The following is a 16,328-nucleotide window of genomic DNA, read 5'->3' as shown; positions in this document are numbered from 1 at the left end:
GAGAAACATTCATTGCTGGTGGCAAAAGCTGTCGTATCCTGTTATCAGTCCCGCTATAATGCTGACCTCATTTTTAGTTACGAATATGAATTATTTCAAATGACAATAAAAAGCACGCTAAAAAACCTGATTGCAACGGCTGGGTTATTTCTCTTTTTCTCTCTTCTTCATCTGTGCTTCGGCTATGAATATAAATTTATTTATGTTTTAAGTGCGGCTGCATTATTTGTCTTTTGTTTATCCTTAAGTAAAACATTATACATAGCGCTGATTGTAATTTATTGGCTGGCCGGGCTTATCTACGGGGCGGTTGGTCTTAATTACGGTTATCCTGATGTGAATGCCATCGGTTCACTGATGTATACGGATAATAATGAATCCCTTGAATATATTGCCGGGCTTCCGGTAAAAACCTATTTATATCTGGGAGTAATGACTGTTTCTGCAGTTATGGCGTGCTTACTGAGTACCCCGAAAAAACGCAGTTGGCGATTGACACTGTTTATTATCTTTTTTATCAGTGCCTTCTGGTCTTCATCAAAAGATTATATTCAGGGAAAATCAGAAGGTATTACCTCTGTTTTTAAATCAGGCCTGCCGGAAATCCGTTTTTTTCGTGACAGCTATAATAGCTATGCTCAAATCCGTAAAGACAATTTGCGTTACGCCAAAGTAATTGAAACCAGTGACCACTGGGATCCCGTTGTGCACGATACCGGCTATGATACCTATATTCTGGTTATTGGTGAAAGTGTCCGTAAAGATTTCATGCAGGGATTCGGTTTTACTCATTACCCCAATACTCCGTGGATGAGCAACCGGAACGGTATATTTTTTGATAATTATATTTCAGCTGCCGGTTCTACAACACTGTCACTGACCAATGCTCTGGCTGTCCGTGAAGGAAATATCATTAACCTGAATGATAATGTAGTGGCGTTGGCAAATAAAGCCGGCTTTCATACTTACTGGATTTCGAATCAGCATTTGAAAGGTATTTATGATTCACCGGTGGGGATCATGGGTAAAAAAGCGGGATTTGCGCACTTTGTTGCACCGAACCGTTCTGATAAAGGCGGCCCTGATGAGATGCTGCTGCCGTTTGTCCGGGATGCGCTGGCCGAAAATTCCGGAAAGCAGCTGATAGTCGTGCATCTGAATGGTTCACACCCGCAGCCGTGCAGCCGCCTGACTGAGAATTTTGATAAATTTATCGGCTCACGTAATATTTCATGTTATGTGAAAAGTATTGAAAATACAGACAAATTACTCTCAGATATTGCACAGATGGCGGATAAAGACAACCGCCGCTGGACGATGGCATACTTTTCCGATCACGGGCTGATGTTTGTGGATAAAGGAACAGAAAATACCAATGTGACACATGGTGACAGTGTAAAACCTAATTTTCAGGTACCGTTTTTTATCACAGCGTATGATGCTCAGTCACAAACCCGTATAAACCATTTCCGCAGCGGATTATCTATGCTGCCGTTACTGAGTCAGTGGCTGGGCATTGAGGATAAAAAACTGGATAAAACCTGTGACTGGCTGAAAGATACACAATGTGCAGGGCAGGATAAAGTCGTCAATTTTAAAAATGAACTTCAGGATTTCAGTAAATTGCCGGATGACGACCTGGTTCTTCCGGCCACAAAGTAACTGATGCATTTTCTGTATGATGAAAACCCGTCCCTGCGGGTTTTGTCGTTTATCCCTCAGACCCGGCTTTCGGGATAAAAAATCACAGTTTTTCTGTGAATCTGTTAGCCGATTATTGATTATTCTGTGGTCTGCCGGTTGTTTCGCCATGAAATGTTTACAAATACAGCTCAGTTTGTGACGCCATCCACCTTTTCAGTGACATAGCCAGATAAATCTATTAATCCGTAATTGCTGTGCTAGTATGGATTTTGAGTTCCGGCAAGGGCGCCCGGTAAATGGATATTTACCGATGTGACCCAGCTTGCAATGTACGCAAGAAATTTCCGGCAACGTACTGAAAGTTAATCAAATAAATGAGATTTCTATATGTGATCTTACGTATGGGTCACCACTGTAGATAAGGATTTAAAATGCCTGTAATTACTCTTCCTGACGGCAGTCAGCGCCAATTTAATCACTCTGTTTCTGTCCTTGATGTTGCTAACGATATCGGTGCCGGTCTGGCGAAAGCCTGTATCGCGGGTCGTGTTAACGGCACATTGGTTGATGCCTGTGACCTGATTGAACACGATGCCAGTTTAGCCATTATTACCGCCAAAGATGATGACGGTCTGGACATTATCCGACATTCCTGCGCGCACCTGTTAGGTCACGCCATCAAACAATTGTGGCCGGATACCCGGATGGCAATTGGTCCGGTAATCGACAACGGTTTCTATTACGACGTTGATCTCGAACACTCCCTGACTCAGGAAGATTTAGAGAAACTCGAACAACGGATGGCTGAACTCGCCAAAAAAGAGTATGACGTTATCAAAAAACGCGTCAGCTGGCGTGAAGCCCGCGATATATTTGTATCCCGCGGCGAAGATTATAAAGTTGAAATCCTGGATGAAAATATTCCTCAGGATCAGCAGCCTGCATTATATCATCATGAAGAATATATCGATATGTGCCGTGGTCCGCACGTACCGAACATGCGCTTTTGCCATCACTTCAAATTACAGAAAGTGGCGGGTGCCTACTGGCGCGGCGACAGCGACAACAAAATGTTGCAACGTATTTACGGGACAGCATGGGGCGATAAAAAACAGTTAGCGGCCTATCTGCAACGCCTGGAAGAAGCGGCAAAACGCGACCACCGTAAAATCGGTAAACAGCTTGACCTGTATCACATGCAGGAAGAAGCGCCGGGTATGGCGTTCTGGCATAACGACGGCTGGACGATTTTCCGTGAGCTGGAAGTGTTTGTCCGTGTGAAACTGAAAGAATACGATTACCAGGAAGTTAAAGGTCCGTTTATGATGGATCGCGTTCTGTGGGAAAAAACAGGACACTGGGAAAACTATAAAGAGCACATGTTCACCACGTCTTCTGAAAACCGTGAATATTGCATTAAGCCAATGAACTGCCCGGGCCATATCCAGATCTTTAATCAGGGTCTGCGTTCATACCGTGATCTGCCGCTGCGTATGGCAGAGTTCGGCAGCTGTCACCGTAATGAATCATCCGGTGCGTTACATGGCCTGATGCGTGTCCGCGGCTTTACTCAGGATGATGCACATATTTTCTGTACTGAAGAGCAGGTAATGGATGAAGTCCGCTCCTGTATCCGTATGGTGTATGACATATACTCCACTTTCGGCTTCAAAAAGATTGTGGTGAAACTGTCCACACGCCCTGAAAAACGTATTGGTACAGATGTTCAGTGGGATAAAGCTGAGGCTGATCTGGCCAGCGCGCTGGAGAAAAATGGTATTGAATTCGAATACCTGCCGGGCGAAGGTGCGTTTTACGGTCCGAAAATTGAATTTACTTTGTATGATTGTTTGGATCGTGCATGGCAATGTGGTACAGTGCAGCTCGATTTTTCACTACCGGCTCGTTTAGGTGCAACGTATGTTGCTGAAAATAATGAACGCCTTACCCCGGTAATGATTCACCGCGCAATTTTAGGTTCAATGGAACGTTTCATTGGTATCCTGACTGAAGAAACAGCGGGTTTCTTCCCGACATGGTTAGCGCCGAATCAGGTTGTAGTGATGAATATCACTGATTCACAAGCGGATTATGTTCAAAAATTACTCAAAGAGTTGCAAGATGCCGGTATCCGTGCAAAAGCAGACTTGAGAAATGAGAAGATTGGCTTTAAAATTCGTGAACACACATTACGTCGTGTTCCTTACATGCTGGTCTGCGGTGATAAAGAAGTTGAATCAGGCAAAGTGTCTGTTCGTACACGCCGCGGTAATGACCTTGGCAGCTTCGATGTAAAAGAATTTAAAGAAAAACTGCTTGAAGAAATTCGCAGTCGCAGTCTTGATCAACTGGAGGAATAAAGTATTAAAGGCGGAAAAAGAATCCAAACGGCACGTCCAAACCGTATCAATTCGGAGATTCGTGTCACTGAATTACGTTTGACTGGCTTGGAAGGCGAACAACTTGGTATTGTCAGCCTTAAAGAAGCTCTTGAGAAAGCCGAGGAAGCAGGGGTTGATTTAGTTGAAATCAGTCCTAATGCCGAGCCGCCGGTTTGTCGGATTATGGATTACGGCAAATTCCTCTACGAAAAGAGCAAATCGACAAAAGAACAGAAAAAGAAACAAAAAGTTATTCAGGTCAAGGAAATTAAATTCCGTCCTGGTACAGATGAAGGCGACTATCAGGTCAAACTACGCAACCTGATTCGTTTTCTTGAAGATGGTGACAAAGCCAAAATCACACTGCGGTTCCGTGGTCGTGAAATGGCGCACCAGCAGATCGGTCTTGAAGTACTTAACCGTGTTAAAGACGATCTGAGTGAAATCGCGTCCGTCGAATCGTTTCCATCCCGAATCGAAGGCCGTCAGATGATCATGGTGCTTGCGCCGAAGAAGAAATAGTCGGGCAATAACAAGTAATAAACGCCGGGGGCAACCCCGGCATTTATTCGCCAGGCTAATTCGTTTTTTAACAATGCGAAGTGGATATTAAAATGCCAAAGATTAAAACTGTACGTGGTGCAGCGAAGCGCTTCAAAAAAACCGCCAAAGGTGGTTTTAAGCGTAAGCATGCTAACCTTCGTCATATTCTGACTAAAAAATCAACTAAGCGTAAACGCCATTTACGTGCAAAAGGTATGGTCTCCAAAGGGGATCTGGGTTTAGTTGTTGCTTGCCTGCCATACGCATAAGCAAGTTTTTAGCATAGTTTAAGACTTAGGAGATTAGTATGGCTCGCGTAAAACGTGGTGTTGTTGCCCGTGCACGGCACAAAAAAATTCTGAAACAAGCGAAAGGTTACTACGGTGCCCGTTCGCGCGTTTATCGTGTTGCATTCCAGGCTGTAATCAAAGCCGGACAGTATGCTTACCGTGACCGTCGTCAGCGTAAGCGTCAGTTCCGTCAGCTGTGGATCGCACGTATCAACGCAGCAGCTCGTCAGAATGGTCTGTCTTACAGCCGTTTCATTAACGGTCTGAAAAAGGCATCCATCGAAATCGATCGTAAGATTTTAGCCGATATCGCTGTATTCGATAAAGTGGCATTCGCTGCACTGGTCGAAAAAGCAAAAGGCGCTCTGGCGTAATTGTTCAGACAAAAGAGGGAGCTTGCTCCCTCTTTTGCTGTCTGACAAAAAAATCTTCCAAATGAATAATTTGTCGTTGTATCTCTGCTGAATTTTCGCGTAGTATTACAGGACATAACTCAATTAACCAGAATGGTTGAAAAAATGAACACATTCGTTTCTTTCCGCTTCTTTTTTTACTTTAGCGCCTGAATTCAGGGGGTTTTACGCGTAAAAAAGAAACGAAAAGTAACGCCGTAAGCCTCCAGTTTGGAGGCTTTTTTGTTTTATGGTCCTGCCAATGTGAAATGTTATAAAAATACCGGCAGCGACTATCGTCACAATTGAAGACCACAGGGTCAGAGGAATAGGAAAACATGCCACATCTCGCTGAACTGGTTGCTCAGGCAAAAGCAGCCGTCGAAGAGGCAAAAGATGTTGCAGCGCTGGAATCGGTGCGTGTTGAATACCTGGGTAAGAAAGGGCATTTAACACTACAGATGCAATCGCTGCGGGATCTGCCGCCGGAAGATCGTCCTGCTGCGGGCGCGGTGATTAACGAGGCTAAACTGGAAGTCCAGACAGCCTTGAACACCCGTAAAGATTCTCTGGAATCTGCTGCACTGAATGCACGTCTTTCTGCTGAACGGATTGATGTCTCTTTGCCGGGACGTCGTATGGAAAATGGCGGATTACATCCGGTAACCCGCACCATCGAACGTATTGAAGCCTTTTTCGGCGAACTGGGTTTTTCTGTGGAGTCCGGCCCTGAGATTGAAGATGATTATCATAACTTCGATGCACTGAATATTCCGGCGCACCATCCGGCGCGTGCTGATCACGATACCTTCTGGTTTGATGCCAAACGTCTGTTACGTACCCAGACCTCCGGTGTGCAAATCCGTACCATGAAAGATAAACAGCCGCCAATCCGCATTATTGCGCCGGGCCGCGTTTACCGTAATGATTACGATCAGACACACACACCGATGTTCCATCAGACCGAAGGCCTGATTATTGATACCAATATCAGCTTCACCAATCTGAAAGGCACGCTGCATGATTTCCTGAATCATTTCTTCGAAGAAGAAGTGCAGGTTCGTTTCCGTCCGTCTTACTTCCCGTTCACCGAGCCATCGGCGGAAGTGGATGTTATGGGTAAAAACGGCAAATGGCTGGAAGTGCTGGGCTGCGGAATGGTGCATCCTAACGTGTTACGCAATGTCGGTATTGACCCGGATATTTACTCCGGTTTCGCCTTTGGTATGGGAATGGAGCGCTTAACCATGCTGCGCTACGGCGTGAGTGATTTACGTGCGTTCTTCGAAAATGACCTTCGTTTCCTCAAGCAATTCAAATAAGGCGGGACTTTCTCATGAAATTCAGTGAACTCTGGTTACGCGAATGGGTAAATCCGGCGATCAGCAGTGATGCATTATCCGATCAGATTACCATGGCAGGCCTGGAAGTTGACGGTGTTGAAACCGTAGCCGGTCAGTTTCACGGCGTTGTCGTCGGTGAAGTGGTTGAATGTGGTCAGCATCCGAATGCGGACAAACTGCGTGTCACAAAAGTGAATACCGGGGGCGACCGCCTGCTGGATATCGTTTGTGGTGCGCCAAATTGCCGCAAAGGACTGCGTGTGGCGGTAGCAACCGTCGGTGCGGTGTTACCGGGTGACTTTAAAATTAAAGCCGCCAAACTGCGTGGTGAGCCGTCAGAAGGTATGCTCTGCTCATTTTCTGAGCTGGGAATAAGTACAGATCACGACGGTATTATTGAGTTACCGGCAGATGCCCTTGTGGGAACTGATCTGCGTGCGTATATGAAACTCGATGATACGGCGATTGACATCAGCATTACGCCAAACCGTGCAGATTGCCTGAGTATCCGTGGTGTGGCGCGTGATGTTGCGGTCATTAATAAAATGGATTATCAGGCGCCGGACATGACACCGGTTGCGGCTGTCCATCAGGATACTTTCCCGATCCGTGTTGATGTACCAAAAGCGTGCCCGCGTTTCCTGGGCCGTGTTATCAAAAACGTGGATGTCACAGCAAAAACACCGTTGTGGATGGTGGAAAAATTACGCCGTGGCGGCGTACGCTCTATTGATCCGGTCGTGGATATCACCAACTATGTTCTGCTGGAACTCGGTCAGCCGCAACATGCGTACGACCTGGACACACTTGATGGCGAAATGGTCGTCCGTATGGCAGAGCAGGGTGAAAAACTGACTCTGCTGGACGGCAACGAAATTACACTGACAGACAATGTCCTGGTCATTGCGGACAACCGCGGTGCATTAGGCATGGCAGGTATTTTTGGTGGTGAGCACTCAGGTGTGTCTGCACAGACAAAAAATATTCTGCTGGAAACGGCATTTTTCAATCCGCTGGCGATCACCGGCCGTGCCCGTCAGTATGGTCTGCACACGGATGCATCACACCGCTTTGAACGTGGCGTTGACCCGCAATTGCAACATATGGCGGCAGAGCGTGCCACCCGCTTAATCCTTGATATTTGCGGTGGTGAGCCCGGTGATATTATTGAAGCCGTATCAAAAGCAGATTTACCGGAAGCGGCAACTATCACGCTGACCCGTCATAAACTCGATCGGCTGATTGGTCATCATGTGGATGATGCACAGGTCACAGACATTCTGACGCGCTTAGGGTGTGATGTGAATGCCGGACAGGATCAGTGGCAGGTGGTTGCACCGGGCTGGCGTTTCGATATGGAAATCGAAGAAGATCTGGTTGAAGAAATTGCCCGTATTTACGGTTATAACAATATTCCGGATGTTCCGTTACGTGCCGATCTCATCATGACATCACGTCATGAAGCACATCTTCCGCTGAAACGGGTAAAAACACTGTTAGTTGACCGGGGTTTTCAGGAAGCGATTACGTATAGTTTCGTGGATCCTAAAATTCAGGCACTGCTGCACCCGGGTCAGGACGCCATTATTCTGCCTAATCCGATTTCTGTGGATATGTCAGCGATGCGTCTGTCACTATTACCGGGTCTGCTGAGCACCGTTGTTTATAATCAAAACCGCCAGCAAAGCCGTGTACGCCTTTTCGAATCAGGGTTGCGCTTCGTTCCTGATGCGCAGGCAGACCTCGGGATCCGTCAGGAAACCATGCTGGGCGGGGTTGTTGCGGGTAACCGGAATGATGAACACTGGTCATTGGAAAAACAGGTCGTTGATTTTTATGATTTAAAAGGTGATCTGGAAACCATTTTAGAATTGACTGGCAAATTAGATCGTGTATCGTTTAAAGCAACGACGAATCCGGCCCTCCATCCGGGACAAGGTGCTGAGATTTATCTGGAAGGTGAGCATATCGGTTACATTGGTGTGGTTCATCCTGAACTGGAGAAAAAATTGGATCTCAATGGCCGTACGGTTGTCTTTGAAATCCGCTGGGACGCACTGTCAGACCGTATTATTCCTGAGGCTGAAGCAATTTCACGCTTCCCTGCAAACCGCCGGGATATCGCCATCGTTGTGCCGGAAAATGTCGCCGCAGAAGACATTCTGAATGAATGTAAAAAAGTTGGCGTAAATCAGTTAGTTGGCATAAACTTATTTGACGTGTACTACGGTAAGGGCGTTGCTGAAGGCTACAAGAGCCTGGCGATAAGCCTGACCTTACAGGATACTGAACGTACACTTGAAGAAGATGAAATTGCAGCAACCGTAAACAAATGTGTTGCCGCGTTGCAACAGCGATTTAAAGCATCCTTGAGGGACTAAACCTATGGCGCTTACTAAAGCTGAAATGTCAGAAAATTTGTCGGAAACACTGGATCTCAGCAAACGCGATGCGAAAGATTTGGTAGAACTGTTTTTTGAAGAAGTGCGTCGTTCTCTCGAGAATGGCGAGCAGGTAAAATTATCCGGTTTCGGAAACTTTGATCTGCGGGACAAAAATCAGCGTCCGGGCCGTAACCCTAAGACGGGTGAAGATATTCCTATCACGGCGCGCAGGGTTGTCACTTTCCGTCCGGGGCAGAAATTGAAAGCCAAGGTCGAAAAATCGACACCGAAAGAGTAAGACCTGAAACGACCTCTCATGAGGTCGTTTTCTTTTCTGTGGTTTGTCAGACAGTAACGTTCCGTCAGTACAGGTATACTGTTTCCCGTCTTACATAATGACAGGGATCTCATGAGTACTCACAACCCCATCACACAACTGGTGCAATCCGGGCAGAAGCGGGATATGCACCGTATTATTTTTCTCTCCGTTGCATTACTTATCATAACTGCCGTTTCATTATGCGCAGGTGAAATGTGGATCCTGCCGGACGAGTGGCTGACAGAAACCGCTAAGCTGTTTGTCTGGGAACTGCGTTTTCCCCGGGTACTGGCTGTGATTGCCGTGGGTGCAAGCCTGGCGATGGCGGGAGCTGTTATGCAGGCGATTTTTGAAAACCCGCTGGCGGAACCGGGTCTGTTGGGTGTCAGTAATGGTGCCGGCGTCTTTGTTGTTTTTATAGTATTATTTTTCAAAGGAATGCCACCGTTGTGGGTACTGGGTACCGGCGCAGTCATCGGTGCAACACTGCTGACACTGATTTTATTGTATTTCGCCCATTTCCGCCGGTTGAGTAACAGTCAGCTGCTGCTGGTGGGGGTGGCGCTCGGGGTTATCTGCGGGGCATTTATGACCTGGATGGTCTATTTCAGTACCAGCCTGGATTTACGTCAGTTGATGTACTGGATGATGGGCAGCTTTTCCGGGGCTGACTGGCGGCTCAGTCCGCTGCTGGCAGCGCTTGCGGTTGTGGCACTCTGGCTGTTGTGGCAGACGCCGGTTCTTAATTATCTGGCACTTGGTGAGGTCAGCGCGCAGCAACTCGGGGTGTCAGCTCATCGCTGGCGCAATGTGTTTATTATTGCGGTCGGGTTATTAATCGGGCTGAGTGTGGCGATAGCCGGCGCGATAAGCTTTATCGGGCTGATTATTCCGCATATGTTGCGTCTGACCGGCATTACGGATCACCGGACACTGCTTCCTGCCTGCGGGCTGTTTGGTGCGGTCAGTATGTTGCTGGCCGATTTGTGCTCGCGCCTGATTTTAGCTAACGCAGAAATTCCCATCGGTGTGGTGACGGCAACTATCGGCGCACCCGCCTTTATTTATCTGCTTACGCGGCATCACGGAGGGAGACGCTGATGGACGCACCTTTATTATCAGTCAGTCAGTTGCAGATAGGGCAGCGCCTTTCTTGTGATCATCTGGATTTCTCAGCCGGGCAGCAGGTGCATCTGCTGGGACCTAACGGCTCCGGAAAAAGTACCTTACTGGCAGCGCTTTCCGGTATAGCCCGCTATCAGGGCGAGGTTTGTTATTACGGCAGAAATTTGCAGACTATCCCCAAGCGGCAGCAGGCCGGTTTTCGCGGGTATCTGACTCAACTGACGGACAGCATCCCGGTAATGACAGTGTTTCAGTATTTACAGCTTTATATGCCGGCGCAGCCGGAAAATACCACTATTATTTATCCGCTCTGTGATGACTTTCAGTTAGCGCCATTATTGTCCCGGGTATTAACCAGGTTATCCGGCGGTGAATGGCAGCGGGTTAAAATTGCCGCCTCATTCCTGCAATTATGGACCGGTGATAATCTGAGCGGTAAATATCTGTTATTAGATGAACCCCGCAATCACCTGGATATTACTCAGCAGGCGATACTCGATAAATGGGTTGCCCGGTTTTGTCAGCTTGAGGGAACTATTATTACCAGCGGCCATGATTTAAACCATAGTTATATCAATGCAGATGCGGTGGTATTACTGAAAGCAGGGCGGTTACTGGCGGCAGGTGAAACGAAAAAGGTGATGACTGAAGATATTTTGAGCGACCTTTTTCAATCTGACATAAAAAGTATCAGACCTGTACAAGAAACCCATTGGCAAATAACGGATTGGCATCAACATTAGCGCAATTTTTTGTTATGCTATCCACCTTATTTGCTATTCTTAATTTGCCATAAAGATTAAGGATTGTTTAAACACAGAGTTGATATTGAACGTCAATTGAATCAATTCAGGATATAATCACCAATTCTGTTTCTTATTAGGGCGCACTTATGCTTGAATTTCTTCCGTTTTCCCGGCCTGCTATCGGGGAGTCAGAAATAGCTGCTGTTGAAAAGGTGCTGCGCTCCGGCTGGATAACCACCGGCCCGCAAAATCATCAGCTGGAAACCGATTTTTGTCAGCGCTTTGGGTGTAAACACGCCATTGCACTGGCGTCGGCAACGGCGGGTATGCATGTTGCACTGATGGCGCTGGGTGTGGGACCGGGTGATGAAGTGATTACGCCTTCACAGACCTGGGTGTCCACTATTAACATGATTGAGCTGCTGGGTGCAGTGCCGGTCATGATTGATGTTGACCGTGACACACTGATGATTCAGCCGGATGCCGTCCGTGAAGCAATCACGCCGAAAACCAAAGTGATTATTCCTGTCCATTATGCCGGTGCCCCGTGTGACCTGGACGCGCTGCGCGCGATAGCCTCAGAACACAATATCTTCCTGCTGGAAGATGCGGCACATGCTGTCGGCACCCGTTATAAAGATGAGTGGATTGGTGAAAAAGGCACGGCGATTTTCTCCTTTCACGCTATCAAAAACGTCACTTGTGCAGAAGGCGGATTAATTGCCACAGATAACGATGAACTTGCACAGCGTATCCGTTGTCTTAAATTCCACGGCTTAGGTGTGGATGCTTTTGACCGTCAGATGCAGGGGCGTAAACCGCAGGCAGAAGTTGTTGAGCCGGGGTTCAAATATAATCTGTCCGATATTCATGCGGCCATCGCGGTGGTACAGCTGAGCCGGATGGATGAATTGAACGCGCGCCGTGCACAGTTAGCAAAACTGTACCGTGAAGCCCTCAAAGGCCTGCCGGTTGAATTGCTGGCTGTACCGGATTACCCGCATCTGCATGCGAATCATCTTCTGATGATCCGTGTGGATAAAGCGGTATGCGGCATCGACCGTGATACCTTTATGGAGCAGTTAAAGGTGGTTAATATCGGGACAGGGCTGCATTTTCGTGCCGCTCATACCCAGAAATATTACCGGGAACGGTATCCGTCATTATCGTTGCCCCATTCGGAGTGGAATACAGCGACATTATGTTCGCTGCCGTTCTTCCCGGATATGCAGGACAGTGATGTTACCCGTGTGACAGACGCAATCAGAGATATTCTTGCGGAGCAGAAATAAGTGTCTTTTAACGAAATTAAAAAAGTGTCAGTGGTCATTCCGGTTTATAACGAGGAAGAAAGCCTGCCTCAGTTACTGGAGCGCACCATCAAAGCGTGTCAGTCACTGACACAGCCGTATGAAATTGTGCTGGTGGATGACGGTAGTCGTGACCGTTCAGCCGAAATGCTGACGCAGGCGGCTGAAATTCCTGAAAATCATGTGGTTGCGGTATTACTGAACCGTAACTACGGGCAGCACTCCGCGATTATGGCGGGGTTTAATCAGGCAGATGGTGATTTGGTTATCACCATGGATGCAGATTTACAGAACCCGCCGGAAGAGATCCCACGCCTGGTAAAAACGGCGGAAGAGGGCTATGACGTGGTCGGTACACGCCGCGCTAACCGTCAGGACTCCTGGTTTCGCAAAACAGCATCCAAAATGATCAATAAAATGATTATTTCTGCGACCGGCAGTTCTATGGGCGACTACGGCTGTATGCTGCGTGCGTACCGCCGCCATATTATTGATGCTATGTTGCAGTGCCATGAGCGCAGCACCTTTATCCCGATTCTTGCAAACACCTTTGCCCGCAAAACGATTGAAATTGATGTCACTCACGCCGAGCGCGAATTTGGTGATTCAAAATACAGTTTTCTGAAACTGATCAATCTGATGTACGACCTGCTGACCTGTCTGACCACCGCACCGCTGCGCTTATTAAGTATTGCGGGCAGTATTATTGCCGCCTCCGGTTTTCTGCTGGCGCTGTTACTGATTATCCTGCGGGTGGCTTTCGGCTCATTGTGGGCGGCAGAAGGGGTCTTTACCCTGTTTGCTATCTTATTTATGTTTATCGGCGCGCAGTTTGTCGCGATGGGAATGCTCGGTGAATACATCGGGCGGATCTATAACGATGTTCGTGCACGTCCCCGGTATTTTATTCAAAAAGTGGTCGGCGCTGCGGCGAAAGAGACCCGTGAAACTGAAACTCAGGAAAAAAACTAATGAAAGCAATCGTATTTGCCTACCATGATATTGGTTGTGCCGGATTGAAAGCCCTGAAAAAAGCAGGCTTTGATATTCAGGCTGTCTTCACTCATACCGACGATCCGGGTGAAAACCATTTCTTTTCATCGGTTGCCCGCGTCAGTGCAGACATGGAATTGCCGGTTTATGCTCCTGAAAATGTTAATCACCCGCTGTGGGTTGACCGTATCCGCGAACTGAAACCGGATGTGATTTTTTCTTTCTATTACCGTGACATGCTGAGTGAAGATATTCTGAACCTGGCACCGAAAGGCGCATTTAACCTGCATGGTTCACTGTTACCGAAATATCGCGGTCGCGCGCCTATCAACTGGGCGGTACTGAACGGCGAAACCGAAACGGGCGTGACGCTGCATAAAATGGTCACAAAAGCCGATGCCGGTGATATCGTGGCGCAGGAAAAAGTCACTATCGGTGAAAATGATACTTCTCTGATTGTTCACGGCAAAGTCCGTGAAGCTGCAGAAGTTCTGCTGAATAAAACATTACCGCTGATTGAAGCCGGTTCTTATAAAGCAACCGCTCAGGATGAATCTCAGGCAAGCTATTTCGGACGTCGTTGCGCGGACGATGGTCTGATTGAATGGGAAAAACCGGCTGTACAAATTCATAACCTGGTTCGTGCCGTCACTGAGCCGTACCCGGGCGCATTCACCTTCCTGGGTGAGCGCAAAATGGTCATCTGGCGCAGCCGTGTGCTGGTGGATAATAAAGGTAAACGTCCGGGAACCGTTATTTCAACTGAACCACTGATTATCGCCTGTGGCGAAGGTGCGCTGGAAATTGTCAGCGGACAGGGTGAGTCCGGTCTGTATGTTCAGGGCTCCCGTCTGGCGCTTGAAATGGGTATCGTGACCGATGTCCGCGTTGGCCCGAAAGCCACTGCACAGGTTTCCCGCCGTAAACGTGTTCTGATCCTGGGTGTTAACGGATTTATCGGTAACCACCTGACTGAGCGTCTGCTGGAAGACGGTAACTATGATATCTATGGTATGGATATCAGCGCCTCTGCGATTGACCGTTTTATCGGCGATCCGCGTTTCCACTTTATTGAAGGTGATGTCAGCATCCACACTGAGTGGATTGAGTATCACATCAAAAAATGTGACGTGATCCTGCCGCTGGTGGCGATTGCCACACCAATCGAATATACCCGCAACCCGCTGCGTGTATTCGAACTGGATTTCGAAGAAAATCTGAAAGTTGTCCGTTACTGTGCAAAATACAACAAACGGATCATTTTCCCGTCCACATCTGAAGTGTACGGCATGTGTGACGACAAAGAGTTTGATGAAGATAACTCCCGCCTGATCGTCGGTCCTATCAACAAACAGCGCTGGATTTATTCTGTTTCCAAACAGTTGCTTGACCGTGTTATCTGGGCATACGGCGCAAAAGAAGGGCTGAAATTTACTCTGTTCCGCCCGTTTAACTGGATGGGTCCGCGTCTTGACAGCCTGAACTCTGCGCGTATCGGCAGCTCGCGTGCGATTACCCAGCTTATCCTGAACCTGGTTGAAGGTTCGCCGATCAAACTGGTTGACGGTGGTGAACAGAAACGTTGCTTTACCGATATCCACGACGGTATTGAAGCACTGTTCCGCATTATCGAAAACCGTGACGGCAAGTGTGATGGCCAGATTATCAATATCGGTAACCCGGTTAACGAAGCGAGTATCCGTGAATTAGCTGAAATGCTGCTGGATTGCTTCGAAAAACATCCGCTGCGCGGCAACTTCCCGCCGTTTGCCGGCTTCAAAAAAATCGAGAGCAGCACTTACTACGGTAAAGGCTACCAGGATGTTGAGCACCGTAAACCAAGCATTAAAAACGCAGAACGTTTACTGAACTGGACACCGACTATCGATACCCGCCAGACAGTGGAAGAGACGCTTGATTTCTTCCTGCGCGGAGCATTTGAAGAACTGGAGAACGACGAGTAATGAAGAACACCGGCCTGCGGGTTGATGTTGATACTTACCGCGGCACACTGGAAGGCGTGCCGCAGTTACTGAAAGTATTTGCACAGCACGATATTAAAGCCAGTTTTTTCTTCAGCGTCGGGCCGGATAACATGGGGCGCCACTTGTGGCGCCTTTTGCGTCCCAAATTTCTGTGGAAAATGCTGCGATCCAATGCCGCTTCACTTTACGGTCTTGATATTTTACTGGCAGGCACTGCGTGGCCGGGTAAAAAAATAGCCCGTGATCTCGGCTATCTGATGAAACAAACACTGGAGGCCGGACATGAAGTCGGGCTGCACGCCTGGGATCATCAGGGCTGGCAGGCGAAAATCGGCCGCTGGTCACCGGAGCAGATAACAGAGCAAATCCGCCTCGGAACCGATGCATTGTCGCAGGCGACCGGGCAACCGGTACTGTGCTCGGCAGTGGCGGGCTGGCGTGCGGATGAGCGGGTTATTGAAGCCAAACAAGCGTTCGGATTTGCATATAACAGTGATTGCCGCGGAACACACCCGTTTCGTCCGCTTCTCGCAGACGGGACTACCGGAACAGTGCAAATTCCTGTTACACTGCCCACCTATGATGAAGTCGTCGGCACACAGGTTGCAGATGCTGATTTTAATGACTTTATTCTGAATGCTATCAGACAGGATCAGGGTGTTCCGGTTTATACCATCCATACAGAAGTGGAAGGAATGTCCAAAGCCGCGCAGTTTGAAGCGCTGCTGACACGGATAACAGCGGAAAATATCCGGTTTTGTCCGCTGAGTGAACTACTGCCGTCTGATTTATCAACATTACCGACAGGTAAAGTGGTGCGGGGCAATTTCCCCGGCCGCGAAGGCTGGCTGGGCTGCCAACAAGAGGGATAGC

At 48.0% G+C, this 16,328-nt stretch carries 14 protein-coding genes and 1 other annotated feature; all 14 genes read left to right on the top strand.

The window, feature by feature from the left end; translation table 11 throughout:
- Positions 1 to 99 precede the first annotated feature (99 nt).
- The 14 genes from AYY17_RS02185 (at position 100) to arnD (ending at position 16,327) form a co-directional block, all read left to right on the top strand.
- A complete protein-coding gene (locus AYY17_RS02185; RefSeq protein WP_067421303.1) occupies positions 100 to 1,662 on the top strand; it encodes a phosphoethanolamine transferase in 1,563 nt (520 codons plus the stop codon).
- A gap of 413 nt (positions 1,663 to 2,075) precedes the next feature.
- A complete protein-coding gene (gene thrS / locus AYY17_RS02180) occupies positions 2,076 to 4,004 on the top strand; it encodes a threonine--tRNA ligase (RefSeq protein ID WP_067420905.1) in 1,929 nt (642 codons plus the stop codon).
- Between the two features lie 3 nt (positions 4,005 to 4,007).
- The gene (infC, locus tag AYY17_RS02175; protein WP_067363155.1) at positions 4,008 to 4,547 is read left to right on the top strand and encodes a translation initiation factor IF-3; all 540 of its coding nucleotides are present in this window, start codon (positions 4,008 to 4,010) and stop codon (positions 4,545 to 4,547) included.
- A 92-nt stretch (positions 4,548 to 4,639) separates the two neighbouring features.
- Entirely contained in the window at positions 4,640 to 4,837 is a 198-nt protein-coding gene (rpmI, locus tag AYY17_RS02170; RefSeq protein ID WP_067398700.1) for a 50S ribosomal protein L35, read from the top strand.
- Between the two features lie 38 nt (positions 4,838 to 4,875).
- Positions 4,876 to 5,232: a 50S ribosomal protein L20 gene (gene rplT, locus AYY17_RS02165; protein WP_067398290.1), complete on the top strand. Its 357-nt coding sequence runs from the start codon at positions 4,876 to 4,878 to the stop codon at positions 5,230 to 5,232.
- A gap of 140 nt (positions 5,233 to 5,372) precedes the next feature.
- Positions 5,373 to 5,498 (top strand) — a sequence feature (Phe leader region).
- 90 nt (positions 5,499 to 5,588) lie between these two features.
- Positions 5,589 to 6,572 carry a phenylalanine--tRNA ligase subunit alpha gene (gene pheS / locus AYY17_RS02160; RefSeq protein ID WP_067398287.1) on the top strand — a complete coding sequence of 328 codons (984 nt, stop codon included), beginning with the start codon at positions 5,589 to 5,591 and terminating at the stop codon, positions 6,570 to 6,572.
- A gap of 14 nt (positions 6,573 to 6,586) precedes the next feature.
- Positions 6,587 to 8,974: a phenylalanine--tRNA ligase subunit beta gene (pheT, locus tag AYY17_RS02155; protein WP_067420903.1), complete on the top strand. Its 2,388-nt coding sequence runs from the start codon at positions 6,587 to 6,589 to the stop codon at positions 8,972 to 8,974.
- Positions 8,975 to 8,978: 4 nt separating this feature from the next.
- A complete protein-coding gene (ihfA, locus tag AYY17_RS02150) occupies positions 8,979 to 9,275 on the top strand; it encodes an integration host factor subunit alpha (RefSeq protein ID WP_067363146.1) in 297 nt (98 codons plus the stop codon).
- A 111-nt stretch (positions 9,276 to 9,386) separates the two neighbouring features.
- Entirely contained in the window at positions 9,387 to 10,397 is a 1,011-nt protein-coding gene (gene btuC / locus AYY17_RS02145) for a vitamin B12 ABC transporter permease BtuC (protein ID WP_067420901.1), read from the top strand.
- Entirely contained in the window at positions 10,397 to 11,164 is a 768-nt protein-coding gene (locus AYY17_RS02140) for a vitamin B12 ABC transporter ATP-binding protein BtuD (RefSeq protein WP_067420899.1), read from the top strand. Before btuC ends, AYY17_RS02140 begins: the two co-directional genes overlap by 1 nt.
- A gap of 149 nt (positions 11,165 to 11,313) precedes the next feature.
- Entirely contained in the window at positions 11,314 to 12,459 is a 1,146-nt protein-coding gene (gene arnB, locus AYY17_RS21805; RefSeq protein ID WP_067420897.1) for a UDP-4-amino-4-deoxy-L-arabinose aminotransferase, read from the top strand.
- Positions 12,460 to 13,449, top strand: a complete 990-nt coding sequence (gene arnC, locus AYY17_RS21800; RefSeq protein ID WP_067398277.1) for an undecaprenyl-phosphate 4-deoxy-4-formamido-L-arabinose transferase — start codon at positions 12,460 to 12,462, stop codon at positions 13,447 to 13,449.
- Positions 13,449 to 15,434 (top strand): bifunctional UDP-4-amino-4-deoxy-L-arabinose formyltransferase/UDP-glucuronic acid oxidase ArnA, encoded by a 1,986-nt coding sequence (gene arnA, locus AYY17_RS02125; protein WP_067420896.1) that lies wholly within the window; start codon positions 13,449 to 13,451, stop codon positions 15,432 to 15,434. The genes arnC and arnA overlap by 1 nt, the downstream gene beginning before the upstream one ends.
- The gene (gene arnD / locus AYY17_RS02120; RefSeq protein ID WP_067420894.1) at positions 15,434 to 16,327 is read left to right on the top strand and encodes a 4-deoxy-4-formamido-L-arabinose-phosphoundecaprenol deformylase; all 894 of its coding nucleotides are present in this window, start codon (positions 15,434 to 15,436) and stop codon (positions 16,325 to 16,327) included. Before arnA ends, arnD begins: the two co-directional genes overlap by 1 nt.
- The last annotated feature ends 1 nt before the right edge of the window (position 16,328 follow it).

Source organism: Morganella psychrotolerans (assembly GCF_001676055.1).
In the GTDB taxonomy this organism is placed as follows: Bacteria; Pseudomonadota; Gammaproteobacteria; order Enterobacterales; family Enterobacteriaceae; genus Morganella; species Morganella psychrotolerans_B.
Note: the sequence above shows the minus strand (reverse complement) of the source record. Positions and strands in the feature narration are given on the sequence as shown.

Coding starts and splice junctions, on each gene's coding strand:
- AYY17_RS02185 (WP_067421303.1), top strand. CDS start 100: ATGACAATAAAAAGCACGCTAAAAAACCTGATTGCAACGGCTGGGTTA.
- thrS (WP_067420905.1), top strand. CDS start 2,076: ATGCCTGTAATTACTCTTCCTGACGGCAGTCAGCGCCAATTTAATCAC.
- rpmI (WP_067398700.1), top strand. CDS start 4,640: ATGCCAAAGATTAAAACTGTACGTGGTGCAGCGAAGCGCTTCAAAAAA.
- rplT (WP_067398290.1), top strand. CDS start 4,876: ATGGCTCGCGTAAAACGTGGTGTTGTTGCCCGTGCACGGCACAAAAAA.
- pheS (WP_067398287.1), top strand. CDS start 5,589: ATGCCACATCTCGCTGAACTGGTTGCTCAGGCAAAAGCAGCCGTCGAA.
- pheT (WP_067420903.1), top strand. CDS start 6,587: ATGAAATTCAGTGAACTCTGGTTACGCGAATGGGTAAATCCGGCGATC.
- ihfA (WP_067363146.1), top strand. CDS start 8,979: ATGGCGCTTACTAAAGCTGAAATGTCAGAAAATTTGTCGGAAACACTG.
- btuC (WP_067420901.1), top strand. CDS start 9,387: ATGAGTACTCACAACCCCATCACACAACTGGTGCAATCCGGGCAGAAG.
- AYY17_RS02140 (WP_067420899.1), top strand. CDS start 10,397: ATGGACGCACCTTTATTATCAGTCAGTCAGTTGCAGATAGGGCAGCGC.
- arnB (WP_067420897.1), top strand. CDS start 11,314: ATGCTTGAATTTCTTCCGTTTTCCCGGCCTGCTATCGGGGAGTCAGAA.
- arnA (WP_067420896.1), top strand. CDS start 13,449: ATGAAAGCAATCGTATTTGCCTACCATGATATTGGTTGTGCCGGATTG.
- arnD (WP_067420894.1), top strand. CDS start 15,434: ATGAAGAACACCGGCCTGCGGGTTGATGTTGATACTTACCGCGGCACA.